The sequence below is a fragment of the Mesobacillus sp. AQ2 genome (genome assembly GCF_030122805.1).
Classification (GTDB): domain Bacteria; phylum Bacillota; class Bacilli; order Bacillales; family Cytobacillaceae; genus Mesobacillus; species Mesobacillus oceanisediminis_A.
Genome location: NZ_CP126080.1, coordinates 2,742,733 through 2,769,679, shown reverse-complemented (window position 1 = coordinate 2,769,679; position 26,947 = coordinate 2,742,733). Strand labels below are relative to the sequence as shown.

At 39.6% G+C, this 26,947-nt stretch carries 27 protein-coding genes; 21 read left to right on the top strand and 6 right to left on the bottom strand.

From position 1 onward, the window contains the following. Positions 1 to 108 precede the first annotated feature (108 nt). Together QNH36_RS13850 and QNH36_RS13845 are read left to right on the top strand one after the other, a co-directional pair. On the top strand, positions 109 to 384 hold the full coding sequence (locus QNH36_RS13850; RefSeq protein ID WP_283903673.1) for a YkvA family protein: 276 nt from the start codon (positions 109 to 111) through the stop codon (positions 382 to 384). A 115-nt stretch (positions 385 to 499) separates the two neighbouring features. After that, complete coding sequence (locus QNH36_RS13845; RefSeq protein WP_283903672.1) at positions 500 to 1,330, top strand: STAS domain-containing protein; 831 nt, start codon at positions 500 to 502, stop codon at positions 1,328 to 1,330. A gap of 52 nt (positions 1,331 to 1,382) precedes the next feature. Here the strand turns inward: QNH36_RS13845 and QNH36_RS13840 are convergent, their stop codons facing one another. Beyond that, entirely contained in the window at positions 1,383 to 3,125 is a 1,743-nt protein-coding gene (locus QNH36_RS13840) for an AAA family ATPase (protein ID WP_283903671.1), read from the bottom strand. 325 nt (positions 3,126 to 3,450) lie between these two features. Here QNH36_RS13840 and QNH36_RS13835 point away from each other — a divergent pair, with 325 nt between their 5' ends. The 6 genes from QNH36_RS13835 (at position 3,451) to QNH36_RS13815 (ending at position 9,848) form a co-directional block, all read left to right on the top strand. Beyond that, complete coding sequence (locus QNH36_RS13835) at positions 3,451 to 4,686, top strand: MFS transporter (protein ID WP_144480536.1); 1,236 nt, start codon at positions 3,451 to 3,453, stop codon at positions 4,684 to 4,686. A 438-nt stretch (positions 4,687 to 5,124) separates the two neighbouring features. After that, positions 5,125 to 5,613 carry a CBO0543 family protein gene (locus QNH36_RS23980; protein WP_353056075.1) on the top strand — a complete coding sequence of 163 codons (489 nt, stop codon included), beginning with the start codon at positions 5,125 to 5,127 and terminating at the stop codon, positions 5,611 to 5,613. Between the two features lie 99 nt (positions 5,614 to 5,712). Continuing rightward, a complete protein-coding gene (locus tag QNH36_RS13830; protein WP_144480538.1) occupies positions 5,713 to 7,383 on the top strand; it encodes a DUF6044 family protein in 1,671 nt (556 codons plus the stop codon). An 18-nt stretch (positions 7,384 to 7,401) separates the two neighbouring features. Then, positions 7,402 to 8,436, top strand: a complete 1,035-nt coding sequence (locus QNH36_RS13825; protein ID WP_144480540.1) for a glycosyltransferase family 2 protein — start codon at positions 7,402 to 7,404, stop codon at positions 8,434 to 8,436. Next, positions 8,393 to 8,887, top strand: a complete 495-nt coding sequence (locus QNH36_RS13820; protein ID WP_144480542.1) for a GtrA family protein — start codon at positions 8,393 to 8,395, stop codon at positions 8,885 to 8,887. The genes QNH36_RS13825 and QNH36_RS13820 overlap by 44 nt, the downstream gene beginning before the upstream one ends. 133 nt (positions 8,888 to 9,020) lie before the next feature. Next, on the top strand, positions 9,021 to 9,848 hold the full coding sequence (locus QNH36_RS13815; protein ID WP_251540377.1) for an undecaprenyl-diphosphate phosphatase: 828 nt from the start codon (positions 9,021 to 9,023) through the stop codon (positions 9,846 to 9,848). Positions 9,849 to 9,918: 70 nt separating this feature from the next. Here the strand turns inward: QNH36_RS13815 and QNH36_RS13810 are convergent, their stop codons facing one another. Continuing rightward, entirely contained in the window at positions 9,919 to 10,071 is a 153-nt protein-coding gene (locus tag QNH36_RS13810) for a YpzG family protein (RefSeq protein WP_079509236.1), read from the bottom strand. 199 nt (positions 10,072 to 10,270) lie between these two features. On the opposite strand from QNH36_RS13810, the gene QNH36_RS13805 reads away from it, so the two are divergent. From QNH36_RS13805 to QNH36_RS13795, 3 genes are all read left to right on the top strand, one after another. Next, positions 10,271 to 11,212, top strand: coding sequence for an ABC transporter ATP-binding protein (locus tag QNH36_RS13805; protein ID WP_144480546.1), 942 nt, complete (start codon positions 10,271 to 10,273; stop codon positions 11,210 to 11,212). After that, positions 11,209 to 12,153: an ABC transporter permease gene (locus tag QNH36_RS13800; RefSeq protein WP_144480548.1), complete on the top strand. Its 945-nt coding sequence runs from the start codon at positions 11,209 to 11,211 to the stop codon at positions 12,151 to 12,153. The genes QNH36_RS13805 and QNH36_RS13800 overlap by 4 nt, the downstream gene beginning before the upstream one ends. Positions 12,154 to 12,222: 69 nt before the next feature. Continuing rightward, positions 12,223 to 12,783: a GNAT family N-acetyltransferase gene (locus QNH36_RS13795; RefSeq protein ID WP_144480550.1), complete on the top strand. Its 561-nt coding sequence runs from the start codon at positions 12,223 to 12,225 to the stop codon at positions 12,781 to 12,783. A gap of 56 nt (positions 12,784 to 12,839) precedes the next feature. Here QNH36_RS13795 and QNH36_RS13790 read toward each other — a convergent pair whose 3' ends face one another. Beyond that, a complete protein-coding gene (locus QNH36_RS13790) occupies positions 12,840 to 14,954 on the bottom strand; it encodes a transglycosylase domain-containing protein (RefSeq protein WP_283903670.1) in 2,115 nt (704 codons plus the stop codon). A gap of 1,196 nt (positions 14,955 to 16,150) precedes the next feature. Further along, the gene (locus QNH36_RS13785; RefSeq protein ID WP_283903669.1) at positions 16,151 to 16,456 is read right to left on the bottom strand and encodes a hypothetical protein; all 306 of its coding nucleotides are present in this window, start codon (positions 16,454 to 16,456) and stop codon (positions 16,151 to 16,153) included. A 530-nt stretch (positions 16,457 to 16,986) separates the two neighbouring features. Between QNH36_RS13785 and QNH36_RS13780 the strand changes: the two genes are divergently transcribed. After that, positions 16,987 to 17,925 (top strand): magnesium transporter CorA family protein, encoded by a 939-nt coding sequence (locus tag QNH36_RS13780; RefSeq protein WP_283903668.1) that lies wholly within the window; start codon positions 16,987 to 16,989, stop codon positions 17,923 to 17,925. Between the two features lie 163 nt (positions 17,926 to 18,088). Beyond that, positions 18,089 to 19,219 carry a stage II sporulation protein P gene (gene spoIIP / locus QNH36_RS13775; RefSeq protein ID WP_283903667.1) on the top strand — a complete coding sequence of 377 codons (1,131 nt, stop codon included), beginning with the start codon at positions 18,089 to 18,091 and terminating at the stop codon, positions 19,217 to 19,219. A 216-nt stretch (positions 19,220 to 19,435) separates the two neighbouring features. Here spoIIP and corA read toward each other — a convergent pair whose 3' ends face one another. Together corA and QNH36_RS13765 are read right to left on the bottom strand one after the other, a co-directional pair. Beyond that, a complete protein-coding gene (gene corA / locus QNH36_RS13770; RefSeq protein WP_144480561.1) occupies positions 19,436 to 20,386 on the bottom strand; it encodes a magnesium/cobalt transporter CorA in 951 nt (316 codons plus the stop codon). A gap of 96 nt (positions 20,387 to 20,482) precedes the next feature. Continuing rightward, positions 20,483 to 20,995: a CBO0543 family protein gene (locus QNH36_RS13765; protein WP_283903666.1), complete on the bottom strand. Its 513-nt coding sequence runs from the start codon at positions 20,993 to 20,995 to the stop codon at positions 20,483 to 20,485. 89 nt (positions 20,996 to 21,084) lie between these two features. On the opposite strand from QNH36_RS13765, the gene QNH36_RS13760 reads away from it, so the two are divergent. The 8 genes from QNH36_RS13760 to QNH36_RS13725 all read left to right on the top strand — a co-directional run bounded on the left by QNH36_RS13760 (position 21,085) and on the right by QNH36_RS13725 (position 26,923). Further along, a complete protein-coding gene (locus QNH36_RS13760; RefSeq protein WP_144480565.1) occupies positions 21,085 to 21,468 on the top strand; it encodes a VOC family protein in 384 nt (127 codons plus the stop codon). A 91-nt stretch (positions 21,469 to 21,559) separates the two neighbouring features. After that, positions 21,560 to 22,288 carry a ZIP family metal transporter gene (locus QNH36_RS13755; RefSeq protein ID WP_144480873.1) on the top strand — a complete coding sequence of 243 codons (729 nt, stop codon included), beginning with the start codon at positions 21,560 to 21,562 and terminating at the stop codon, positions 22,286 to 22,288. A gap of 121 nt (positions 22,289 to 22,409) precedes the next feature. Further along, positions 22,410 to 22,643 (top strand): group-specific protein, encoded by a 234-nt coding sequence (locus QNH36_RS13750; RefSeq protein WP_251540365.1) that lies wholly within the window; start codon positions 22,410 to 22,412, stop codon positions 22,641 to 22,643. 174 nt (positions 22,644 to 22,817) lie between these two features. Then, positions 22,818 to 24,071: an MFS transporter gene (locus tag QNH36_RS13745; protein ID WP_144480569.1), complete on the top strand. Its 1,254-nt coding sequence runs from the start codon at positions 22,818 to 22,820 to the stop codon at positions 24,069 to 24,071. 106 nt (positions 24,072 to 24,177) lie between these two features. Then, positions 24,178 to 24,738, top strand: coding sequence for a glycerol-3-phosphate acyltransferase (locus QNH36_RS13740; protein WP_186326862.1), 561 nt, complete (start codon positions 24,178 to 24,180; stop codon positions 24,736 to 24,738). A 121-nt stretch (positions 24,739 to 24,859) separates the two neighbouring features. Beyond that, positions 24,860 to 25,048 (top strand): hypothetical protein, encoded by a 189-nt coding sequence (locus tag QNH36_RS13735; RefSeq protein ID WP_144480573.1) that lies wholly within the window; start codon positions 24,860 to 24,862, stop codon positions 25,046 to 25,048. A gap of 116 nt (positions 25,049 to 25,164) precedes the next feature. Next, positions 25,165 to 26,163 (top strand): NAD(P)H-dependent flavin oxidoreductase, encoded by a 999-nt coding sequence (locus tag QNH36_RS13730; protein WP_144480574.1) that lies wholly within the window; start codon positions 25,165 to 25,167, stop codon positions 26,161 to 26,163. 190 nt (positions 26,164 to 26,353) lie between these two features. Then, positions 26,354 to 26,923 carry an MEDS domain-containing protein gene (locus QNH36_RS13725; RefSeq protein WP_144480576.1) on the top strand — a complete coding sequence of 190 codons (570 nt, stop codon included), beginning with the start codon at positions 26,354 to 26,356 and terminating at the stop codon, positions 26,921 to 26,923. Positions 26,924 to 26,947 lie beyond the last annotated feature (24 nt).

The window sequence follows — 26,947 nt, the reverse complement described above, 5'->3', positions numbered from 1 at the left end:
TGAAACGAAGCCACCTGCTGATCGTAAATAATTATGTCTTAAGGAGGTTTTAAAACTGACAAGTGGTGAAAGAAGGATATAATAGTCTCTATAAAAGAGGTGGATGAAATGAAGAAGTTTTTTAAAAGAATTCGGTTGGTTTTTAAAGTGAAAAAGTTCTTTCCCTTTCTTATAGAATTTTTTACTTCCGGAATTGTTCCGGTCAGGCAAAAAATAATTTCAGCGAGCTTGATCATTGGTTATTTTTTGCTTCCATTTGATATTATTCCGGACTTTTTGACACTAATTGGCATAGTTGATGATGTTGGTGTGCTATTAATTGTATTTCAACAAATTATTAAAATGGCACCTAAAGAATTAAGGGAGAAGCACAAATTGGAATAAAGCACCGGCGTTAAAATTTTTTAATAGGAGAATGTTTGTTATAATCCTTTTAGGCTGAGTAAAGGCTTACGAATATTTTGATCATCTGTTTGCTTCCAGACGAGGGGGGATTTCTTTGCATAGAAATCAGGAATTATACAATTTTTTAAGGGAAAATAGTCGGAATTTAACGGAGGAATGGCATCAAAATATCGATAAAGAAAATACCGCAGGTGTATACGCCTCTAGTGATCCAGATGTCGTTTCTGCGCTGAAAGAACAAAATCATGAATTTCACCTTCATTTCATTGAATTATTCAAAAAGGCAGAAGGGGAATTCTTTCAGGACTTTAAACCATGGATCGAGAAGATTGCAAGTGATGGCGAGCATGTGAAAACTCCGATTCAGTTTGTGATAAAGGAATTTAAAAATGTAAGAAACCAGTACTTTGATTATATCCGCCGATTTGCACAGTTACATCCTGAAATAGCAAGAGAAGAGGTCGATTTCTGGTATGATACCATCCTTAAAGAAATGGATGAGGTAATCCTGCGTTTTATAGAAGCTACGTATAAATATTCTCAGGGTGTGTTGAAAGCACAGCAGGAAACAATCAATGAATTAAGCGCCCCTGTCATTTCGCTGACGAACCGTCAAGGGTTGCTGCCGCTTATTGGGGATATTGATACATCAAGGGCTAAAATGATCCTTGAAAATACATTGCATCAGTGCACCCAAAGGGGAATCCAACATTTGTTTGTTGATTTATCAGGTGTTGCAATGATTGATACCATGGTTGCCCATCAGATATTCCAGTTGTTGAATGCCTTGAAACTAATAGGGGTAAATGCTACACTTTCCGGTATGCGCCCTGAGATTGCACAAACGGCTGTACAGTTGGGAATTTCCTTTAAAAAAATGGACATAAAAGCGAATCTTGCCCAGGCTATTGACCAGCGTAAATAAAAAAAGGATTTCCGAAATCTTATTCGGAAATCCTTTTTTATATAGAAATCTCTTATACCATTACATATCGATCTTCACGAAAACCAGATTTATCCTGGACAATTTCATCTACTTCCGAGCCTTCAAGTGTTTCTTTCTTTAATAATGCTTCGACAAGTTGTCCAAACTGATTTTGATGAGACCTGATAATCATTTCGGATTTTTCGAGCGCGTCATCAAAAAGTTCCTGCATTTTTGTTTCTTTTAATCCTTTGCTGAATGTGAGTGAGAAACCTTCCTGCAACAAACCAGTATCGACCATTTGTTCAATGATTTGTTTCGCCTGTTGAACATCTCCGCTAACACCAATACTGTGCTCCCCCAGGAACATTCTTTCAGCGACACCGCCAGCAAGGATCATCGCGATGCGGTCAATCAAATCGCTGTGCGTCGACAATTGAAGCTCTTTTGGAATCGGGGCTACATAACCAAGTGCCTGGCCGCGCGGAATAATGGTCGCTTTCCGGACAGAACCAGGTTTGGTGACAGCAGACACAAGGGCATGTCCAGCTTCATGAATGGCAACCCTGCGCTTAGTGTCGGCATCCTGAAGTGTCCTGGATGTGCTGCCAAGGATTGTACGGTCCAGGGCATAATCAATATCGCTTTTTGAAATGAAATCCTGTCCATTTCTCAATGCACGTCTGCTGGCAGTTTCAAACAATGAGTGGAGCTCTGCACCTGAAAAACCTGAAGTGCTTTCTGCCAGGTCATCCAATGATGAGAAGACATCTGGAGCAAGATTTTTCCCTTTAATATGGATATCAATGATTTCCCTTCTGCCTTTAGTATCCGGAAGAGGCACATTGAAAGAGAAATCAATCCGTCCAGGACGAAGGAATGCATCATCCAGCATGTCCTTTCTATTTGTGGCTGCAATGAACAGAATGCCATTGTTTGAATGTCCGCCATCAAGCTGGACCAGAAGCTCAGTGAGTGTCTTTTCGCCTTCTTCACCGCCATGTGGTTTACGCTTTCCGGCAAGTGCGTCGACTTCATCAATGAAGATGACAGCAGGACCTTGCTTCCGTGCACTCTGGAACAAGCTTCGCACCCTTGAAGCACCAACTCCGATAAACATTTCATTGAAAGCCGATCCGCTGGCTGAGAAAAAGTTTGCATTGAGCTCATGGGCAATTGCCTGGGCAAGAAGAGTCTTGCCGGTACCTGGAGGGCCGTATAAAAGAATTCCCTTAGGAGGTTTAATACCCATCCTTGCTGATTTTTCTGGGTTTTTCAGGATGGAAAGTGTTTGGCTTATTTCTTCTTTCATTTCCTCCTGTAAACCTCCAACATCAGTTAGCGTGATGGAAGGCAAAGGATTAGGCTTGGAAAGGCTGTTTTTCATTCGATTACCGGCACCAATTCCTCCGGTTTTCTTTTGGATTACAAATGCAGCACCCATCAAAAGCAGCAGAACACCGCCAAGAATCCAGGCACCATACTTACTATTATTCATATATTCATAACTGATATTATATTTTTCTACTAATTTATCGACCATATCACTGCCAGGGGGAACTTGGGAAACAAATGTTGAATCATTTGTTTTAAGTATGAGAGTTCCATCCATTTTTTCAATCAGGGTAGCCTCATCGCCGTTAAGACTTTCTACTGACTTGACAAGCGAATTAAATGGAACCGATACTTGGTCATCATTATTTTGAACGACTATTGTCGCTGCTATTGTTACCAATACCATAAACGCCGCAAAAAGCGGAAGGACCTTAGAAACAAATTTCGGATTTGAATTCATGCTTTCAGCTCCTTATCGAATCTATATACCATTATAAGTAATATACCGATGTTATAAATGGGTAAATTGTCGTGGAGGCGGTGGTAAATATATGAAACTTTAAATACAAGAGTTTAAGAGTGCTAAAAATGCGGGTATAAAGCATGTTTCAAATAATTTTGTTGGGAAAATTTATATGGACAAATTGTGACAAAGATTATATATGGAATAAATTGTAATTTATTTTGATTAGATACTTGAAACTTTTGGAAGTTACCGATAGGATGAAAGAGAAAAAAGCTTGATAAAATTCCGACAACTTTGTCTGTATTCAGGAGGGGTTTGCTTGAAGGGATGGAAAAATCCCATATTATTGATTCTTGGAATTGGGATTTCGAACATTGGCAACTGGATTTATTTTGTGGCAATTAACTTATTGGTATTAAAGATCACAGGCTCAGCTGCAGCTATTGCTGGCTTGTTTATTATCAGGCCCCTGGCGATCCTTTTGACCAATACATGGGCTGGAAGCGTAATCGATCGTGTAAACAAAAGAAAGTTGATGATCTGGATTGATATTATCCGGGGGATATTCATTGTAGCGATTCCTTTTTTTACGTCGCTTTTTCCTATTTATATCATCATGTTTTTGACTAATATTGCTGGCGCTTTTTTTGGCCCTACTTCTGAAACATACATAGCAAAGTTGGTTCCCCCGGAAAAAAGAAAACGGTTTAATTCCATTTTTTCATTCGCGACTTCAGGAGCCATGCTGGTCGGGCCAAGTGTCTCTGGCCTGCTGATCATGTATGGAAGCATAAATACCAGCATTTATATTAATGCAGTTACATTCTTTTTCTGTGCCGCGGCTATATACTTCCTGCCAGACGTCGATAGGGAAGAGGGAAAAGAAAAATACAGAGACAGTATCACTGTGAAAATGATTGCTGCTGATTGGAAGGCAGTGGCCGATTTTGGAAAGACAGCGGTTGGATTTATGGTGGTATTTATGATTTTCCAATTCATTACATTGATATCCTTTGCACTTGATTCACAGGAGGTAACCTTTATCCAGCAAGTCATCGGTTTATCAGAAAAAAATTATGGCTTGCTAGTCAGTCTTACAGGCGCAGGTTATATGGCTGGTTCCTTCGCAGTTTCTGCGTTGGCATCGAGGCTTTCAATTCGTACGCTGCTGGGTTTAGGGTCATTTTTATCGGTGACAGGATACTTTATGTTTTTTCTGGCAACTTCAGATACTGTTCCTATGGCTGTAATAGGCTTCATTATAATCGGATTCTTCTCTCCATTTTCATTTACAGGATACACGACCTTTTTTCAGAACAATGTCCCTCTGGATTTAATGGGAAGGTTTAGCAGCGCATTTGCATTTTTTCAGGCGATACTCCAAATCCTGTTGACACTCTTGTTGGGATACCTGGCTGAAACCTTAAAGCTGCAAACGGCTACCATCGGATTTGCGTCATTTGGGCTGCTCTTGGCAATAACGTTGACAGCAATGGTTTTCCTCCAATCCAAAAAGAATCTTTTTGTCCTGGAATCCGAGAGGAATTTGAATTGAAAGAGATTTGAAAGGCTGTAATGGCAATTTAATTGCCATTACAGCCTTTTTTCTTTATTCATAGATATTTGTTGGGCCATACATAAAAAATGAGAGAAAGTTCAAAAATACCTTTAATAAACGCGTTCTTCAATTGTGTTTCTGGAAAATGCACCTTTAGCAAATGCCTTGAGAAAGCACCCTTTTTTGAATCTGTTTTCGCTTTGATTGTTGCTTTTCAAATTTATACACTTTTCCTCTGTTAATAGGGTTACCGTGCTCTTTTCAACGATACTTCCGAATATGATAGGCAAAAATATTCGTAAAACCCAGAACCCGGTTTTTACAATTGATATGGATGTAACAAAATTTATGGGAAGAGCTTTGTTTTAAAATCTGGATGTTCCGAAGTTGCAAGGGTCCTTAGTAAAGGAGGTTGAAAGCTTGTTCCATGCTGCAGTGATAGTAAGCGGGGTTTTGTTTTCATTTGGTAAGGGGAAGTGGCAAAGATGGAGAGAGTTTTTACCAACCTTTTATTATTGGGCCTTGTTTAGTTGCTTCTATGAATATATATCATACATTGGCAAAAAACATTTGTGGGAGTTTGACAGAAATTTCATCAGTCTATTTGTAACGGAATCTTTATATACATTTTTGTTTTATCCGAGTATGATCGTTTTGTTTTTGGGAAATTTCCCTGAACATCGAAACAAACAGATTTTGCATTATTTCAAATGGATATCACTTTCCGTCCTGATAGAGGCACTGGCATTAAAGTATGGAGCCATTAAATTTGACCATGGATGGTCGATTATTTGGGAAATTTTCTTTTACAGTACGATGTATCCCATGCTAAGGCTCCACTATAAAAAGCCTTTAAATGCATTGTTCCTGTCAGTATTATTTGTACTTTTCTATCTGATTGTCTTTGATTTTGATGTTCTCTAAAGAAAAGTATTATGGAAGTTGTTTAACTGTTAAGGGAATATTTTCTGTCGTTGTGCAAATCTTAAAAAGGCGAACATGGAATATGAGGTGTAATGTGATTTGTCTTATTTGCAGGAAAAAGAGAGTAAATACATCATACTATCTCTTCTCGTGATTTCAGTCTTCGTTTCGCCGTATTTTATTTTGGGGGACGATGCCCATATTCGGGTCCATGATAATCTGGATTCCAATTTGGCATGGTATAAATTTCTTGCAGAGAGTGGTCAAATTGCTGGATCAGCAGAAACTGTTATTCCCCAAGTCATCAATGGGCTTCCAAGAAATGCGCTTGGGACTGAATTCAGCCTGATTGTTTGGCTATATGTCTGGTTCCCAACAATGATCGCTTATGGAATTAGCCAGGCAATTACTAGATTTTTCGCCTTCCTTGGCATGTATTTACTTTTAAAGGACCATTTTATTACAAGTAGGGAGAGAACCCTGATCCTCATTGGTACGGCATTGGCGTTTGCCTTAACGCCTTTTTGGCCCTCTGGGATGCTGAGTACCTTAGGGATGCCATTGGCACTATGGGCTTTCTTGCATATCAGACAAGGGAATGGAAAGTGGAGTCATTATCTTACCCTTACACTTTTGCCATTTTACTCTAGCATTGTTTTAGGTTTTTTCTTTTTCCTGAGCGCCATGGGTTTACTCTGGATTAGCGATGCCATCCGCCAAAAAGCGTTCAACTGGCGTTTCTTGATTGCGATTGTTTATATGACAGCGGTTTACCTGATTACGGACTACAGACTGGTATACTCTTTTCTGTTTGATAGTGAACCGAACAGCAGGGACGAATATTTTCACGCACGGCTGTCGTTTTTTGATTCTGTAAGACTCACTTTTAAAAACTTCATCTTCGGTCATACTCATGTCATGACGGTGCATACGTTTATCATTTTGCCGGTCATTATTGCTGCCATGCTGATTGTATGGAAGCACCGGAGATGGGAAAAAGAGCGCATATTTGTTTTTCTTTTCCTGCTGAATTTTCTATTATCGGCATGGTACTCATTCTGGTTTTATAAAGGCTGGGTTCCTTTAACTGAAAGATTCCACTTCCTTGATACTTTCAATTTTGCCAGATATCATTTTTTGCGGCCATTGATCATTTATATTCTTTTTGCGGTTGGGCTTAGGATTCTCTGGGAAGAAAAGTTATTTCAAAAAACTGTTCCATTCCTGATTGGAGCACAAATTATCTTATTATTGTTTAGCAATGAAGAGATCGTCCAGAGCAAAAAACCGAGTGTGAGTGAATTTTATGCTGAAAAACAATTTGAAGCAATAAAGGACCACATTGGGAAACCCCAAAGCAGCTACCGAATAGCCAATATCGGGCTGCATCCTGCTATCGCCCAATATAACGGATTTTACACACTTGATACCTATAATAATTTTTATCCCTTAAGGTATAAGCACCAATTTCGCAAGATTATCGAAAACGAGCTGGAAAAGAACCAGCAAATCCGTACTTATTTTGATGAATGGGGAGGACGATGTTACCTCTTCACAGATGAATTGGGCAAGCATTACATGTTCAAGAAAAACTCCAAAAAAAGAATCAAGAATCTGGATATCAATATCGAGCCATTCAAACAAATGGGTGGCGAATACATTTTTTCAGCGGTCCCGATCGATAATGCAATTGAGAATGATTTGAAGCTTGATGCCATCTTCACTTCAGATGCGAGTGCCTGGAAAATTTACCTATATCAGGTTTTATAACACCAAGGAGGCCCATCCATGAATTTGCCAATCTTATCTATTATCGTTCCCTGCTACAATGAGCAGGAAGTGTTGGAAGAAACTATTGAGCAGCTAACAATAAAACTTGAGCAAATGATAAACGAAAACCTGGTTTCGAAAAAAAGTAAAATCCTGTTTGTTGATGACGGGAGCAAAGACAATACATGGCACTTGATATACAAAGCCAGCCTTAAGAATGAATTAATAAAAGGCTTGAAGCTGTCCAAAAATGCAGGCCATCAAAATGCCTTGCTAGCAGGTCTTTTTGCGGCAAGAGATTCTTCAGATTGTCTGGTGAGCATTGATGCAGACCTTCAGGACGATATCGATGCAATCAATAAAATGGTTAGAAAGTACATTGAAGGATACGAAATTGTCTATGGCGTAAGAAGCAGCAGGGAGTCGGATACATTCTTCAAACGTTTGACCGCAGAAGGATTTTACAAGCTAATGGATAAACTGGGGGTAAAACTAATTTTTAATCATGCGGACTTCCGTTTAATGAGCAGGAGAGCGGTAGATGAATTGGAGCGATTTGCTGAGAGTAATATGTTCTTGCGAGGAATTGTTCCGTTAATTGGATTCAACTCAGCTAATGTCTATTATGAAAGAAAGGAAAGGTTTGCAGGGGAAACAAAGTACCCATTGAAAAAAATGCTTGCATTTGCCTTCGATGGAATAACATCGTTTTCGGTCACTCCAATCAGGCTCGTCATGCTTATCGGATGCCTATCATTTATTGTCAGCCTGATATCTGGCATTTACTTTTTAGCTTTAAAGTTTTTTGGAAATACAGAGCTTGGGTGGACGTCCTTGATCACATCGATTTGGCTTATTGGCGGCTTGCAGCTGATTGCCCTCGGATTGGTCGGAGAATATATTGGGAAAATCTACAAGGAAACGAAGCGCAGGCCAAAATATATTGTCGATGTTGACCTGTTCAACCTGCCCCTACCAAGAAAATTGGTGAACAAGGAGGAGGACGAGTATGAGTCAATCATTGAAACACGGAAGCTATCTGAGAACAACTAGCCATTTGAACAAGTGGATCGGAGGACGTTTTGTAAACTCCATGCAATTCTTGAGGTTCCTCATCGTCGGCATGTTTAACACCATGGTTGGAATGGGTTTGATGTTTTTGCTGAAAAATGGGCTTGACTGGCCATATTGGCATTCCACCTTTACCGGCAACAGCATAGGTGCTGCTGTCAGCTTCATATTAAATAGGGCATTTACCTTTCAGAGCAGCGTTCCAGTACGTGTTGGGGCACCTCGATTTGTTTTAGTGATCCTGGTCAGTTATATTCTTTCATTCTCGGTTAGTCATAGTATAACGGAAAGGATAAATGAAAGTACGATTCATGATCTATATTTGAGTTTAGACTCTATTGCAATTATTCTAGGATCTATTTTCTATACCATTACGAATTTTATCGGCCAGAAAGTATTTGTCTTTAAAGAAAGGGATTATTGCAGCTCTTGAGGCTGCATTTTTTTATTGACTATTTATCCTATAAGAGATAAAACTGAAAGAGTGCATGCTGTTTTGGTACCTTTTCATTACGAAAAGGGGAAACAGCAGCATACTTTCATCTTCTAAAGGAGTAATATACTTAATGGATATTTGGGAATTGTTTGTAGCATTCATACTTGGTCTGGTAGAAGGATTAACCGAATTTGCTCCTGTTTCATCAACAGGGCATATGATTATTGTCGATGACCTTCTTTTGCATTCTAAAGACATATTTACGGAACCTGTTGCCAATACATTTAAAGTCGTCATCCAATTAGGATCTATTCTTGCCGTAGTAATCGTGTTTAAGGATCGATTCATAAACCTGCTGGGCTTGCAAAAGGGAGTTTCTATCGCAGATTCCAGGGGAAGACTTAGTCTTTCAAAAGTAATCGTTGGTTTAATTCCTGCAGGTGTAATTGGTGTTTTATTCGAGGATTATATTGATGAGCACCTATTCTCTGTGGAAACCGTCATAATTGGGTTAGTAATCGGTGCCATCCTGATGATCATCGCCGACCGCCTGCACCCTCGTGTGGTTAAGATTGATGATGTTGATCAAATCAGCTATAAGCAGGCACTTGGGATCGGTTTATTCCAATGTCTTGGTTTATGGCCAGGGTTTTCAAGATCAGGATCCACGATTTCAGGTGGTGTACTGCTTGGTTTGAACCACCGTGCAGCTTCTGATTTCACTTTTATCATGGCAGTACCAATCATGCTTGGTGCAAGCGCGATCTCTTTAATGAAGAATTGGCAGTACTTTACGGTGGATGCCCTGCCATTTTTTACGGTAGGATTCATTAGTGCATTTGTATTTGCTTTACTTTTCATTCGATTTTTCCTTAAACTGATCAATAAAATTAAATTGGTGCCATTTGCGATTTATCGAATTATTTTGGCAGCTGCCATTTATTTTATTTTTCTTTAAACCTTGTTACTTTGAGTTTTTATGAGAAAAGACGCCCTGGGGCGTCTTTTCCTTTTTTTGTTTCAAAAATTCAAAATCGGTGTGCTTTCGCATTACTTCTTGCAAGTATAGTGTTTTTGGTTACCTGGGTTTCACCATTGACCTGCGAATTGGTATGCTTCCGCCTAGTCCAAGTGTGGTGGAATAGTTGTGAGTGTGGATCTAAATGATCTTTGTAACTCATACAATCACCTCATGATTGGATTTTTGAAACACAGGATATTCGCTTGAATATCAGTTATATCGTTTGTATTAATGACTGGCAATATACTGGCTATTCAGAAACGATATAGAATCTTTTCTATCTTTTTTGTAACTTTTTACAATATTTTTCGTATTAATCATTGGATATACGTATTTTTTTCATGAAGAGAGGAGATTCTATGTCGCATTTTGCATTAGAAGTAAAGTCACTGACTAAAACGATTGGTAAAAAGACAATCGTGGATGAAGTTAGCTTTCAAGTAGAAAAAGGCGAGATATTTGGACTTCTTGGCCCAAATGGCGCAGGGAAGACAACAATCATCCGTATGATTGTCAGCCTGATCAACCGTACGGGCGGGACAGTGCTTGTGAATGGGAACGATCTGGACAATTCTTTTACGGCAGCAATGAATGAACTTGGTGCCATCGTAGAAAACCCTGAGTTTTATAAGTACCTTAGTGGTTTTAAAAACCTCAGGCATTATGCCCGCATGGCTTTAGGTGAGGTAAGTGAAGAGCGAATCAATGAAGTCACAGAACTGGTAGGGCTGGAGAATGCAATACATGATAAAGTTCGAACTTATTCATTAGGGATGCGTCAGAGGCTTGGAGTAGCACAAGCTATTCTGCATAAACCTTCCATCTTGATTTTGGATGAACCGACAAATGGACTGGATCCCCAGGGCATCAGGGAATTCCGCGATTATTTGCGTTTACTTACCAGTCAGGGAACATCCGTATTGGTATCATCTCATTTATTGTCTGAAATGCAGTTGATGTGTGACCGATTCGCGATCATTGAACATGGAAAGCTCATACATATTTCATCCATGCACGAAAATGAAACGTCAGAGACAGAGAAGCCAAGAACGGTAGTTGTGGAAATATCAGACCCTGTCATAGCGGCCAGGCTGCTGGCAGAGCAAATGCCTGGGATTAAAGTGACATCAAAGGATGGTTCACGTCTGACATTATCAATGAGAAAAGAACAAATACCCGTTCTTAACAAGCTGTTAGTCGAAAATAAGATTGATGTTTTCGAAATATTGAATGTAAAAGCAACGTTGGAAGATCGCTTCCTGGAAATCACAAATAAGGACAGAAAGGAGCAAATGACATGATTGGATTAATCCAGAATGAATTAATGAAGATCTTCGGAAAAATGGCAAGCTGGATTTATATGGTCATTATTGTCCTGGCTGTTTTAATTGCAGGAATTATCTATATGAAGGTCAGTGCTGATCCAAATCCAAATTGGCGTCAGGATACGGAGGCGGAAATCGCCATGCTTGAAAACCAGCTGGCATCTGCCTCTAATGATGAAAAGGCAATGATCCAAAACCAAATTGATCAAACTCAGGAGTTTTTGGATGAGGACATCAATCCAAATGCAAAGACTAACTGGCACTTCATGAATGATGTCGTTGTTGGTGTCAGCTCGCTTGTTACTTTGTTCGTAGTTGTAGTAGGGAGTGCCAACGTAGCGGCAGAATTCTCTGATGGAACGATAAAGCAGTTATTGATTCGCCCTCACCACAGATGGAGGATCCTGCTGTCAAAGTACATAGCCGTCATCATCTATGCCTTGATGTTGGTCATTACGTTGATCGTATCCGGCTATATTATTGGTTTGGTTCTATTTGGAAGCGGTGATTTTAATATGAAGATTTTTGAAATCACACTAGAGGGAAGGAAGGTTGCCATTGTAGGTGAACAATTCCTTTTGAAAATGCTTTACTTCATTCCGAGCCTGCTCATGATCATGACGATTGCATTCATGCTTTCTACGCTATTTAAAAGCCAGGCTCTAGCAGTCGGTATCGGTATTTTTGTCCTTTTCTTTTCGTCTACACTGGGTGGCATAATCCTGATGCTTGCTGACAAGTATACTTGGGCAAAATTTTTAATTTTCCCTCATTTGGATTTAACAGTCTATGCTCTTCAGGAAAGGATCCTAGAGGATATAACACTGCCGGTATCACTGTCTATACTCGCTGTATATTACGCAATATTCATGATGTTAACCTTTTTCTTTTTTCAAAAGAGGGATATCAGCATATAGGGAGAATAATTAAAGAGCGGCTCTGGCCGCTCTTTTTTAATTGGGAAATTAGAGAAAGGAGAGGTCAGTATGGTAAACCCTATTTTATTGGAGTTTCCAGGTGAATTTGAAACAGACAGACTTTTGATCAGGATGCCGTTACCCGGAGATGGAGAGGTTACATGTCAATCCGTCAACGCTTCTTTAAAGGAACTTCAACCCTGGATGCCATTCGCCCAAAAGGAACAAACAGTTGAAGAAACAGAAGTGGTGATCAGGCAAGGCTACCTGAATTTTTTAAATCGTACAGACCTAAGGCTGCTGGTATTCAAGAAAGATACCGGGGAATTTATAGCCTCATCTGGTTTACATAGGATTGACTGGGACGTTCCTAAATTTGAAATCGGTTACTGGATCGACACACGTTATAGTGGGAGAGGATATATGACAGAGGCGGTACAGGGGATCACAGAGTTTGCGGTAAAAGAACTTAAAGCTCGCAGAATTGAAATCAGATGCGATTCATTGAATAGTAAAAGCAGGGCAATTCCCGAGAAATTAGGTTTCTCCCTTGATGGAATATTAAAAAACGATTCAGTTTCCGTTGAGGGTGATTTGCGGGATACTTGTATTTATTCTAAGACTTTTTAACTTAATAAGGAATATAAAAAAGAGAGCAGCCACATTTAACTGCTCTCACTTTGTCTTTACTGTCCTTTCCATTCACGTAGCTTATCAATGACTTTATCGCCGACTTTACCTGCATCCTCCTGCATCTGTTCAAAAACCTTTTTCCACTTCGGAGCTTCCTCTTTTAATTTTTCTTCAACCTTACCAGCGCGGACTTTTAATTCTTCTTCTAATTTATCTGCTTTATCCTTGATTGCCTTTTCGGTTTGTTTATAGTCAATGTCTCCAGTGTTGCTTTCATTGATTGATTTGACTGCGAATTCCTCATGTTCAACATGTGGCAAAGTTTCTTCCATAATGGCCCTGAATAAAGGAACCACATCCTTCGAGCTACTGCTGGATAAATAATGCTTTCGGTCTGTTTGATCATATCCGAGCCAGACAGCACCTACGATATTGGGGGTGTATCCAACAAACCATTGGTCCTTCGTCCCATTGATATCAGCATACGGCAGCTGTGTTGAACCAGTTTTTCCGGCAAGGTCGACTCCTTTTATATAGGTTCCTTTTCCAGTACCAGATTCCACTACATTCAACAGCATGGATGTCATTTTATTGGCCACCGACTTAGAGGTTACACGAGTGGTGGAGCCATCATGCTCGGCTATTACTTTTCCCGTAGGACCGACGATTTTCGTAATCAGGTGTCCATCTTGGCGTTTACCGCCGTTTGGAAAGGCAGAGTAGGCTTCGGCCATCTTAAGGGGTGAAACTCCATTATGCATCCCGCCTAAAGCCAGAGCCAGATTCTGGTCTTCTTTCTCGACCTTGATGCCAAACCTCCTGACAGCATCAATACCTTTATTCAAGCCAATTTCATTCAATAGCCAGACAGCAGGGAGGTTTATTGAATTTTCAATTGCCTCATACATTGGCACTTCTCCCTTGTAGGTATCTGAGAAGTTTTTCGGACTGTAGTTTTTAAAGCTCATTTTTTTGTCAATCAGCATCGAATCATACTCATATCCTTCTTCTAGAGCTGGTGTGTAAACAGCCAGCGGCTTCATGGTCGAGCCTGGCTGGGCCCTTAAATGTGTCGCCCGGTTGAAGCCACGGAAGACCTTATCGCCGCGGCCGCCGACCAGGGCTCGGACTCCGCCGCTTTTAGGGTCTAGAAGCACAGATCCGCTTTGTACCAATACATCACTCGTCCGATCAGGGAACAGATAATCCTGCCGGTATACCTTCTCTAAGCCGGATTGGATATTCTGGTCCAGTTCTGTGTAAATCCGGTAGCCTCTTGTCATGATTTCATCCTGTGTCAATCCGTATTTGCTAGTAGCTTCATCCAATACGGCATCTACATAGGAAGGATATTTCCGATCTGCAAGTGAACCGCCGCCGTCTTCTAATTGTATCTCTTCAGACTTTGCTGTCTTAAACTCCGAATCAGTAATCATCCCTAATTCGTTCATTTTTGCAAGAACCACATTCCGACGCTTGATAGCAGCATCGTAATTATTATAGGGATCAAGAGCGGAAGGAGCTTTAAGCAAGCCGGCGAGCAGTGCCGCTTCACTAATCGTCACATCCTGAATATCCTTGGCAAAATACTTCTTGCTGGCATTATTGATTCCGAATGCACCACTGCCGAAATAAACCTGATTTAGGTACATTTCAATAATTTCATCTTTTTCATAGACCTTTTCAAGTTCTACGGCTAGAAAAAGTTCTTCCACTTTACGTTTATAAGTCCGTTCAGAAGAAAGCAGGGCATTTTTCGTCAGCTGCTGGGTCAGCGTACTTCCGCCACCGGTAATCTGTCCTGCAAACAGGTTTCCGAAGAATGCACGCGCAATTCCCTTGATATCAAAACCATGATGTTCGTAAAATCGCTCATCTTCAATGGCGACTACCGCATTCGGCACATGCTCTGGCATATCTTCAATCGGCACCCCGCCAGTACGGTTTGTCGCAAGTTTGCTGGCTTCCTCTCCATTTTGGTCATAGATTGTGGTTGCCTGGCTTAAACCATCCTTTAACGTCTGGACATTGGCCCTGCTGGCAATAAAAGCAAACCAAAGGATGGACAGCAATATAAAAATCAATAAGATCAATAACAAAATTTGTGTCAGGTGGCGTCTTTTCCAGAATCGGACAATAGCCTCCCAGAGTCGTTGCAACAATTGCATAAAATTTCTCCTTTTGTGAATCAAACGTTTTAAAATCAGGTAGCTTTTTGACAGGTTTGAGCTCCATTGATGGAAAGCTGTCAAAATACCGATGTTTTCTTGACAGTTTTGAGCTCCATTGATGGGAAGCTGCCAAAATAAAGGTGTTTTCTTGACAGGTTTGAGCTCCATTGATGGAAAGCTGTCAAAATACCGATGTTTTCTTGACAGGTTTGATGTCCATTGATGGAAAGCTGTCAAAATACCGATGGTTTCTTGACAGGTTTGGGTTCCTTTGATGAAAAGCTGTCAAAATACCGATGGTTTCTTGACAGTTTTGAGCTCCATTGATGGAAAGCTGTCAAAATACCGATGGTTTCTTGACAGGTTTGATGTCCATTGATGGAAAGCTGTCAAAATACCGATGGTTTCTTGACAGGTTTGATGTCCATTGATGGAAAGCTGTCAAAATACCGATGGTTTCTTGACAGGTTTGTGCTCCATTGATGGAAAGCTGTCAAAATACCGATGGTTTCTTGACAGTTTTGAGCTCCATTGATGGGAAGCTGTCAAAATACCGATGGTTTCTTGACAGGTTTGGATTCCTTTTACGGAAAGCTGTCAAAATACCGATGTTTTCTTGACAGGTTTGGGTTCCTTTGATGAAAAGCTGTCAAAATAAAGGTGTTTTCTTGACAACTTCGGCTCCTGATCATGAAAACCTGTCAAAATAAAGACGGTTTCAAGACAATTTGAGTTACCCTTTCTTGAAACTTGTCAAAATTAAAATTAGGTTAGCAACCTAAAGTATCTTTCATTATATATTTTTTTTTAGTTTCGGAAAAGCTGGAGCCCTTTTGGCCTGTAGTTATTAGTATGACAATAAATGATAAATACTTGTATTATGCAGCAACTATATGACCTAGTAACGAATGGAACATGAACAAATAGCAGGGGATAATTAGCGCATATTCACTTTATTTTTACAAATATCTTAGAAGGGGAGAAGAATATCATACGTAACAATCCCATAAAAAGAGTAGAGGAAAACAAAAAAAGAATGAGATTTAGATGATTTTTTCGCATCAGCATAAAAGACTTTGTAAATAACTTTAAGAAAACAAACACCGGCAATCTATCATAGAAAAAAGGCGAACCTATAAAGTTCCGCCTTTTACATTCTTCTTACCAGCCTGCTGGAAGCATGGCTACAGGCATCAGGGATACTTGATATGTAACCCTCCATCTTTTGTACCGGTAGGCCATAATGAAGTGTAAATAACTTTGATGGAATTGTCCTGAGAGAATTCAGTTACATATACGACTCTGTCAGCCATGAAGCCGATTTGCTGTTCAGTCCAAAGGATTCTGTCAGCCATCATTCCAATTGAGCTGACAGTATAAAAACGCCGTCCAAATTTGGGAATAGGAATCTGCACCTTGTTGGCCGACAGTAACCAATACATCCGCCCGATTGTGGCAGCTTCAGCTTTTTGCTGTGGGGTACCACCAACGGCTGCCATGGAAAAACAAGCGTTAATGCCATAATCGTTTTACGACCATATACTTCATTAAGTTAGTTTCCTTCTCGTTAATACCGTACAGGGGTATATTAGGTATCTTCAAAATATACCCCTATATGGATATTATCAACATTTTTTTAAGAATTCCTGATGACTTTTTCTATATTGATATTCCATTAAGACTGTTTTCGTATTGATGGTTGTATCACCTTTATTAAAGTAACTATTTGCCGAGATGCCGCTCACTTGAATTGGTTGATACAGGTTTCATTATAGTGTTAAAGCAATAAAACCTACGAATAGAGCAGTGATAGAAAAATACCATTGTACTTTAACGCAGTCAGGAGTAATATGTAAGAGGTGAAAAAAGAGAGGAGTTGGTATCTTTGGGTTATTCAATAGAACCTGATCCCGATAGGCGCGGGGAAGTCGATAATCTAGTAGATTTGATACAATTGAAAGCTGGAAGACTATCAACTCTGATAAACGGTAATTGACTTCCTCAATTTAAAAACGAGGAGGTGGCGGAAATGTTAGAAATCTACAAAAGCAATGAAGATAGATGTTTAACACGTGTTGGAGAAATTTCAAAAGGCTGCTGGATCAATATGGTGCATCCTTCTGAGGATGAAATTACGAGAGTGGCCGGTGAAACGGGGATAGCGGTTGATTTTATCAGGGACGCCCTTGATGACGAAGAACGCCCTCGTATTGATAAGGAAGATGGCAATGTATATATTATTGTCGACTATCCATATATTACCCATGATGAGTCGGGTTTTCCAATTTATGAAACGATTCCTGTAGGAATTATCCAGACATCCAGCTGTATTATTACTGTTTCTTTAAAAGAGACACCAGTACTTGAGGAATTCCGCAATAACCGGGTAAAAGAATTCTATACATTCAAAAAAACCAGGTTTGCTCTGCAGATCCTTTACGTTATTTCAATTTACTATTTGCGTTATTTGAAACAGATTAATAAAAAGACGAATGAAATCGAGCGGGAACTGCACCAATCCATGAAAAACAAGGAATTATATGCCTTCCTTGCTCTCGAGAAGAGTCTGGTATACTTCACTACTTCATTGAAATCCAACAAGGTAGTGCTTGCAAAAATCATGCGCTTTAATTATTTGAAAATGTATGAAGAAGACAAGGATTTACTTGAGGATGTCATCATCGAAAATACGCAAGCAATTGAAATGGCTGAAACATACAGCTCCATTTTAAGCGGAATGATGGATGCTTTTGCCTCTATCATTTCAAATAATCTTAATATGGTGATGAAGTTTTTGACATCCATTACCATCATCCTGTCATTCCCAACAATGGTGGCAAGCTTTTATGGTATGAACGTTGAACTGCCTTTCCAGCACAATCCATATGCCTTCTTCCTGGCCATCAGCATGGCCGTGCTCCTGGCGGGGATCACTGCCTTCATTTTCTGGAAAAAAAGATATTTTTAATGTTATTCGCATACTAATTTTTGCAGGGTGTTATTTTACAGGATTCATTTTCACATAAAAAACAACGTCTGGACTTATGTCCAGGCGTTTTTTAGTCTAAAATCTTGTTTTTTACATATTCATGAATTAAAAGAATTCGTATCACATGTATAAGGGTGATTGAATGACTGAAATTTTTGTTAAAATATACAGAAAAATTTTGATGATTTTCCTCATTTTGATCAGCACAATAAGTTTGTTCCTGGCAGCAGGACTTCTTTCTTCTTCGAATATCAGCTTTTTTAAGTTCAAAGTCAACGGTGATATAGGTGCTGAGGTTTTCCTGCGTATCATCGGTTATGAGAATCCGCTTATAGGACATGCTTTAACGGGTGCAAATACTGATTACCCAATTTTTTCCACATGTTTCAAATTGCTTACAAATATTGAGACGAATGATATCAGGAGCCTGATTAGGAGTGAACTGCCAGGTTTCATGGCCTTTGATTCAAATTTCATCATCGCTGAAGAGGGTGTGGATTTTACGGATATACCGATTGAATCGGCTCCGCCTATTGATGTGCTTTTGCAGGAAAGGAATATGGCAGCGAATGAGCTGAAGGAGCTTAATAGTGGGAAGGTATATTCTGGGTCTTCACCATCAGAAAAATCTGTTTTCATTTATCATACCCATAGTTGGGAATCTTACCTGCCATTGCTTGGCATGGAGGGTGCGGAGAATGAAAACGAAGCGGTGGATGGGAAGACCAACATTACCATTGTGGGTGAACTGCTCGGACAGGAATTGGAAAAGCGCGGTGTTGGAGCGAGCGTGGATAAGACCAATATTGGCCAGGAGTTGGATAAAAAGGGCTGGCTCAGTTATAAATCTTATGAGATTTCACGTTCGCTGGTCCAAAAGGCGATGGCGGGGAATCAAAAATTGGATTATTTCATAGACCTGCACCGAGATTCAGTCAGAAAGGATTCAACCACTACTGTTATAAATAATCAACCATATGCGAGGATTGTCTTTGTCATTGGTGAGGAAAATAAGAACTTCCAAAAAAACCTCAAGTTTGCGAATAAGCTTCATAAAATCCTTAATAAGCAATATCCAGGCATAAGCAAGGGGGTCCTCCCTAAAAAAGGTATTGGTGTTGATGGGATCTATAATCAGGATTTGAATGCCAATTCTCTGGTAGTGGAAGTTGGCGGTGTCGATAATAATATGAAAGAATTAAAAAATACAGTGGAAGCATTGGCCGAAGCCATCAGCCAAATTTATTGGAAGGCGGAAGAGGTTAATGGCTGAGCATCGGGAAAAATACCTTTGGTTGCTTTTGACGGTTTGCTCTACGCTTTTGTCTTTTCATTATTTAACTTATGAGACCACTATTGCTTGTTTCCTGTCTGGACTTATTATAAGCAGTAAATGCCTTGTGGAGGATTTTATCAGGCTTGATAAAGATGAAGAATAGAAAAGCAAGAGACCATTGAAAACACTTCAATGGTCTCTTGCATAGGCACTTTATTTAAACCAGCCTTTTTTTCTGAACCAGAGAAACATGGCTATTCCAATGATGAACATGGCGAATAAAGCTCCAAAATAACCGAACTTCCAAGAAAGTTCTGGCATTTTCTCAAAGTTCATTCCGTAAATTCCGGCTATGAAGGTAAGAGGCATGAAAATGGTTGTGATCACAGTGAGTACTTTCATCACCCGGTTCGTTTCATGAGCGTTCATCGATAAATAGCTATCACGAATATCTGTTGTCAACTCACGGCTGGCTTCAACCTTTTCAGCCAATCTTAATAAATGGTCATGGATGTCCGCAAAATATTCTTTTTGCTCAAGAACACCAGAGAGACGATGAGAGTTGATCATTCTGTATGCCAGATCTCTCATAGGGGTGATGGTATGACGGAGTGATAGGAGCTCATGCCTTGTGTCGAATAGGTCCTCGAGCAATTCTTCCATTGACCGGTCTGCTGAATTTTCGTCTATTTCGTTCAACAAATCCTCGATGCGATAGACATGCGGAAAATAGTTATCAACTATTTTATCCAAAACATGATAAAGGACAATAGAGGGATTCCATTCTGCTGGTGTCTTGGAAAGCTCCAATCTCATCCAGACATCTTCAACTTCACGTGTGTTGTCACTATGGAAAGTGATGATATAGTTGGGGCCCAAGAATAGGTCGACCTCTTCCTTGTGCATGGTTTCTGGATTCAATGCCTGAAAAACAAAAAAATGATAATCATCATAGTAATCCAGTTTAGGTCTTTGCAAGGTATGGATACAATCTTCAATCGATAATGGATGGAATTTAAGAGGCTCTCTTAAAAATTCAATTTCTTCTTCTGTCGGTGCATTGAAATCAATCCAATACCATTTGTCATTTTCTGATAAAATTTTCTCTATACTTCGGCCAGTTTGAATCTGGTCAGAATGACTAACAGAAATTGTACGTATCATAAAATCTCCCTGAATGAAAGTTTCGTCTTTAATCACTTTTCATTATTATATTAACAAAAGCGAACAGGAAGCAAAGCTAAAGGCTGAGAATCTTAATTATTTTAAATCCATGAATGTTGGGTGGTGGAAATAGAGCAGAAGGATAATGATGGGAATCGAGATCAATATGCCTGCTAAAGGACGTTTATAATGAACCCAAAGCACAGTGAACATTATCCCGTTGAAGAGTGCTGAATCCATGATTTTCCATCCATTACGATAAATAAATAAGTCCATTTTCTGAAAAAAATACTCGATGACAGTAAACAGCACAACCCATCCTGTCCAATAAAGCAGTTTCTTTATAAATACCGCAGGGATATGTTCCAGATAGATCATAATGATGATCGGGATGATGATTAAACTGAAAACCAAATCTATAACCGTGTGATTCAGCCATGGAGTCCTTGGATTGTATGCCCACAAGGTATGGTTAAAGAAAATAAAGTTATACATTAAATTGCATATTATATAATATTGTATTGTCGGATAGAAATCCCGCCAACGTTTCCAGTCAACGACAAAATAGCCTAAAATAAGGAATATAGCTACGGTTACAACCAGATACATAACATGACGTCCTTTATCATTTTATGATATTGTTTCCAATTAAAAGGTTCCCGATACAAAAGGCGGTATTGGAAAGGGGGAGAAACCAGATGTTGCATCATGTCGAAATCAATGTAACGGACCTTAATCAAACAATTGCGTTTTGGGACTGGTTTTTAAGCGAATTAGGATACGAAGTCCATCAAAAATGGGATCGGGGAATCAGCTGGAAATACCAGTCGACTTATCTGGTCTTTGTACAGACAGAGGATCAATTTATTAAATCAGGTTATCATCGTTCCAGAGTAGGCCTGAACCATCTTGCTTTCCATGCAAGTTCAAGGGAACAAGTAAATTGGATGACAGAGAAGCTCAAGGAAAAAAACATCCCAATCCTATATCAAGACAGGCACCCTTTTGCTGGTGGGAATGGACATTATGCAGTCTTTTTCGAAGATCCAGATCGGATAAAAGTAGAATTAGTCGCACCATGAAAATACAAAGAATAATTTTTCCAAGTGTAATTTCCCTATTTAAGGGAAATAGTATTTTACTTTTGTAAAATAGGAGGCATTGGAAAAAATTATGGCTGAAGCTTTTTTGGGCATGGTCATCTCCGCGATGGCAACGGGTTTGGGAGCAATACCAGTTTTATTCTTAAATAATGTCTCTTCCAGAGTGAAGTCACTTCTTCTTGGTTATGCATCAGGCATTATGATGGCAGCGACAACATTCAGCTTGATACCCGAGTCTTTAAAAGCATCGAATATCTGGGTGTTAAGCGTTGGTATGCTGCTAGGGACATTTGTTCTGAATTTCATCAACTCAAAATCGGAAGATCTTGATACTAGTGACATTAAATTTTTATCAGGTGTTGATCGTAAAACATTATTGATTGTTACGGCGATCACACTTCATAACTTGCCCGAAGGTTTATCAGTCGGTGTCAGTTACGGATCCGGTGAGGATAATCTTGGTGCTATCATAGCCTTTGCTATTGGCCTGCAGAATGCACCTGAGGGATTCCTCGTAGGGATCTATTTAATACATCAGAATATGTCGAAACTGAAATCGCTTTTAATTGCTACCTTTACAGGGGCTGTAGAAATTGTAACAGCGGTAATCGGGTATTTTCTTGCAGCAGATGTTGATGGGCTGGTACCATACGGTTTAAGTTTTGCAGCTGGGGCGATGCTTTTTGTTATATATAAGGAACTGATACCAGAAAGCCAGGAGAAGCATATAAAGTTTCCAACATATTCTTTTATCCTCGGATTGATTTCAATGCTGTATCTAACGATTAAATTTGGATGAGTCAGGTTTGGAATATTCATCAGGATTAATAAAGGAATCCAAACAATTAATTAAGTGAATTGAAGATGCAATTGAGAGTCTGTTATGCTAACAGTATCCATTGTAAGGAGGGATTTTTGATATGGGAGAATGCAAAATTGACCATAGCAAGGAAGATGTCCAAAAAAAGTACGAGTCACAGAAGGAGTTCCTGCCGCAGGAAATCCAAGCCTCATTCAGCAATTTTCTGGAGGAAGAACATACCCAGGATATCCTGAACGAAGTGTTCCATCTCCTTAAAAAGTATGACCTTGCGAACGAAAAAGAAAAAGAAGAGCGTAACAACAGATTGAAATTGGTCTTGAATAACGTTTAATCGCAAAGGAGCCTTATGCTCCTTTTTTTCATGCCTCAAGAAAGAAATTCTCAGAATAATCTTTGTTTAAATAATGGATAAAATTCTTATTGCCAGTAAAAAACAGAAGGAGTAAAATTAGGTGGATATTTCGATTTACAAAATAATTTGAATCATTTGAAAGAGGAAGAAGATATGCAAAGTCCTTCTGAACAGGCACTCCGGAATGAAAAAAATAGTATCTTAAATGGTGTTGCTTCAACAATTGTAACCAGCATGAGCAATAATTATTTTGCTCTTTTCGCGATCGGTGTCCTTGGTGCAACGAATTACCAAGTAGGTTTAATTAGTTCGCTTCCGCAAATCGTAGGGATGTTCGCCATGATCCTCGGGACTGCAATCATGAGCCGGCTTCAGGAAAAGAAGAGGTTCACTGGCCTTTCAATCTTATTTACTCGCTTCTTTTTGCTTGCGATGTTCCTTGTCATTTACCTGCCTCAGGAGTACAGGGCATGGACGTTTGTTATTTTAATCGGCCTTATGAATCTTCCTGGTTCATTTGCGATGCTCAGTTGGCAGTCATTTATTGGCGATCTTATTTCTGATAGCAGGAGGAGCGGTTTTTTCAGTGAGAGGAACAGGATTCTGACCATTGCTGGCATGTTCACCACATTGATGATTGGTATTGGGCTTCAGTGGTTTGACAAAGCGAATCCTATGCCATATCAGATACTGTTTGTTCTGGCATTCTTCTTCGGTGTCGTGGAAGTGTTTTATTTGAATAAACATATAGAACCTAAAAAAGAAGTGAAAAAAGAATTGAAACGGGTGAATTTCGGCTGGGACGCTTATAAACATAAACCATTCATCTATTTTCTGATCTGCGGATTATTCTTCAACTTTGCCTGGCAGCTGGCTTGGCCGCTGTTCAATATTTATAATATTAAAATTGCGCATATGTCTGGGTTTTGGATCAGCATTATCACAGTGGCGAACCAGGTAGGACAAATCATCAGCTTCAAATGGTGGGGTAGGATGGCTGATAAGCACAGCAATGCCAAAATGCTTGCATTTACAGCGGCAGGCATGGCGACCGCACCTTTTTTAACGATCCTTTCGACGAATATGTACTATTTGACATTTGTGAATTTCACTTCAGGCTTGTTTGTTTCCGGAACTGTGCTTTTGCTATTCAATCAACTTCTTGAAGTTACATTGGAGGAAAATCGCAGCAGCTTCATTGCGCAATATAATATCATTTTAGCTATTATCGGTTTTGTCGCTCCGCAAGTTGGGGTATTTTTGCTGCAGTTTAGTTCAATCAATACTGCTATGAATCTTGCTGCCGGTATGCGTCTAGTCAGCGGTGCTGTTTTTTTAGTCTTCTACTATTATATGAGGAAGCAGCAATACTTCAGGGGCACTCTCGTGTCTGTTCAGAAATCTTAGAAGGGAGCCGGTCAAAGGCTCCTTTTTCTAATGGTTTCAGTTAAAGGAATTTATGTCTTTTTACCGAATAAACTTTAATAATAATTTAAGACAGGTTGTGTCTATTTTGGCTATAATTACTTTTTTTGTATGTTCATACTTGCTGGGAAGCTTGATGGCAGGATTTGTTGTAGTAAAGCTGCTGGGAAAAAAGGATATAAGGACTGAAGGCAGCCGAAATGTAGGGGCACGCAATGCCGGCCGGGTAAATGGGAAGTTGTCATTCATCTTAACATTTATTGGAGATGCCCTAAAAGGGGCGCTTGTCATTATCGCAGGCCATTACTTTGGATTTTCATCAGATTTAGTACTCGGAGGGTTAGGATTTGCAATCTTAGGCCATGTAAAACCCATTACTTTGAAATTTAAAGGCGGGATGGGAATCTCCACTTTCATCGGCGGGATGATCGCTTTTGAACCGTTTACTGCACTGGTCATCATCGGCGGCTTCCTATTACTCTATCCGTTTTTAAAAAGTTTTACGTTTGCCGGACTTGGTTCTTTTCTATTGATCCCAATCAGCTTTTATTTTCTTGGAACAGACACTGCAGTTATCATGATTAGCGGATTTCTCGTAATGGCAATCATTTATATTCACCGCGAAGATATCCTTGAGAGACTAAGGTAAGGAATGAAAATCTTCCTTCGGCGATGATCCTTTTTTCCATCAATACTGTCAATGTTTAACTCTTACACATGTTGAGGTAAAGAATTGAATAGGATAATATATCTGTTCGAAAGGAGCCTGAATGATGTGGACGTGGATATGGTATTTGATTCTGCCAATTGTATTATTGCTGTTAATAGAAGAGATCAGTCAGTTCATTTGGCGGCATTATTTAAAAAATCCGGAAGAAGATCATGAATCAATGTTTATTAGAATCCGAAATAGTATGAAAGGCACACTGAAAAAGTATCGAAAGGATCCTTCACATTAAGGTGGCGGATTCTTTTTTTAATATAATAAATTACTTGTCTTTGTTGAATTATTAAGTGTATTAAATTATGATATAGATATTCAGAAAATTTTGACATGTAGAGAAAGGATGATAATATGAGTAAAGTGGTTCCTGAAAGCTGGTGGGATCAACTGACAGTACCAGCTATAGCAGCACCGATGTTCCTTGTTTCCGGGCCTGACCTTGTGAGCGCATGCTGCAAAAACGGAGTGATTGGATCGTTTCCAGCCCCTAATGCCAGGCCAATCGAGGTACTTGATGAGTGGATGGGCAAGCTGAATGAAGATTTAGCAGATGTGAGAACTCATGAACCCGAACGGAAAATCGCACCATGGGCAATGAATATGGTCGTGCATAGTACATACAGCCGTCTTGACGAAGAGCTTGCATTATTAAAAAAGCATAAGCCGCAGCTCGTCATCACCTCTCTGGGAAGCCCAAGGAAAGTAGTGGAAATTGTCCACGAATATGGCGGATTAGTGTTTTCTGATGTGAGTGATGTGAAGTTTGCCAGGAAAGCGGCAGAGACCGGAGTAGATGGCCTCATTCTTGTTGCCAATGGGGCTGGAGGGCATGCTGGAGAATTGAACAGCTTTGCTTTTGTGGATTCTGTCAGGACCTTCTGGGATGGAATCATTGTGCTGGCTGGATCTATTACTACAGGAAAATCGATCCTTGCTGCCCAGGCCGCAGGAGCGGATCTTGCCTATATGGGAACAAGATTCATTGTAGCAGAGGAAAGTATGGCAAATGACGAATACAAGAAGATGGTAGTTGACGCAACACAAGAAGACCTTATCCTTACAGATGCTTTTTCAGGTGTAAAGGCCAACATGCTAATGCCAAGCATTGTGAAAGCTGGATTAAATCCAGAAACACTTAAGAAAAAGGAAAGTGTCAATTTTGATTCCATGCAGAGGGAGACCAATGCCAAGGCGTGGAAAGACATTTGGTCAGCGGGGCAGGGAGTTGGGGCCATCAATGAAATTCAGCCTGCATCTGAGATTATCAAACAATTAGAAGCTGAATATAAAGAGGCTTTATCTAGTCTTAATGGAAAAGCGGTCAAATTGGCAGCCAATGCTGTAAAATAAACACCAATTTATTTTATATAGTAAATGTTCATGAATATGGCGGATGCTTGATGTGGAAAATGGATCAGCCATTAAAATGAAAAACACGTTTAATCGATTAAAGGAAGGAAGTATGATATAATAAAGGTTATAGTTTGAATATGTGAATTCATTGTTTGTTTCCCTTGAATTCAGGAGGAGACTGATAACAATGCACAATAAAATCCTAAACCTGATTTCATCAGCGGAAGAAACCGGTGCCCATATCTTTTATTCATTCAGGGATGATCATAAATATATTAGTAATCTTTTTGTCTATTTAAATGCTGCGATTGCACTTGGCAACCATGTCATGATTATTGAAAATGACCGGTTTATGCCTGAAATCCAGAAAAGGATCAAATCTGAATTTGATGAGACGCAGAGAGATATGATCCATACCCTTAATAATTACGATTTCTACTGCTATCGAGGCAACTTCCATAAAGAAACGATTTTAAGTTATCTGGAAAATATGATTGAACCATTCCTGGAAAAAAATATTCCCATCCAGACTTGGGCCCATGTAGAATGGAGAGATCAGGATGAAATCTTCCAGAATCTTGGCGAATATGAAAGAGAAGCTGATATCATGCTTAAGGATACAAAGCTGATTACAATCTGCGCCTATGATTTCGAGAGGGTACCAGACTCACTTGAAAAGATACTTATGGATTGCCATGATTATCATATGACCGATGACAACATAGACCTTATAGAACGTAAAAGCAGTATAAACTAATACATCACCTGCCTAATATAGGCA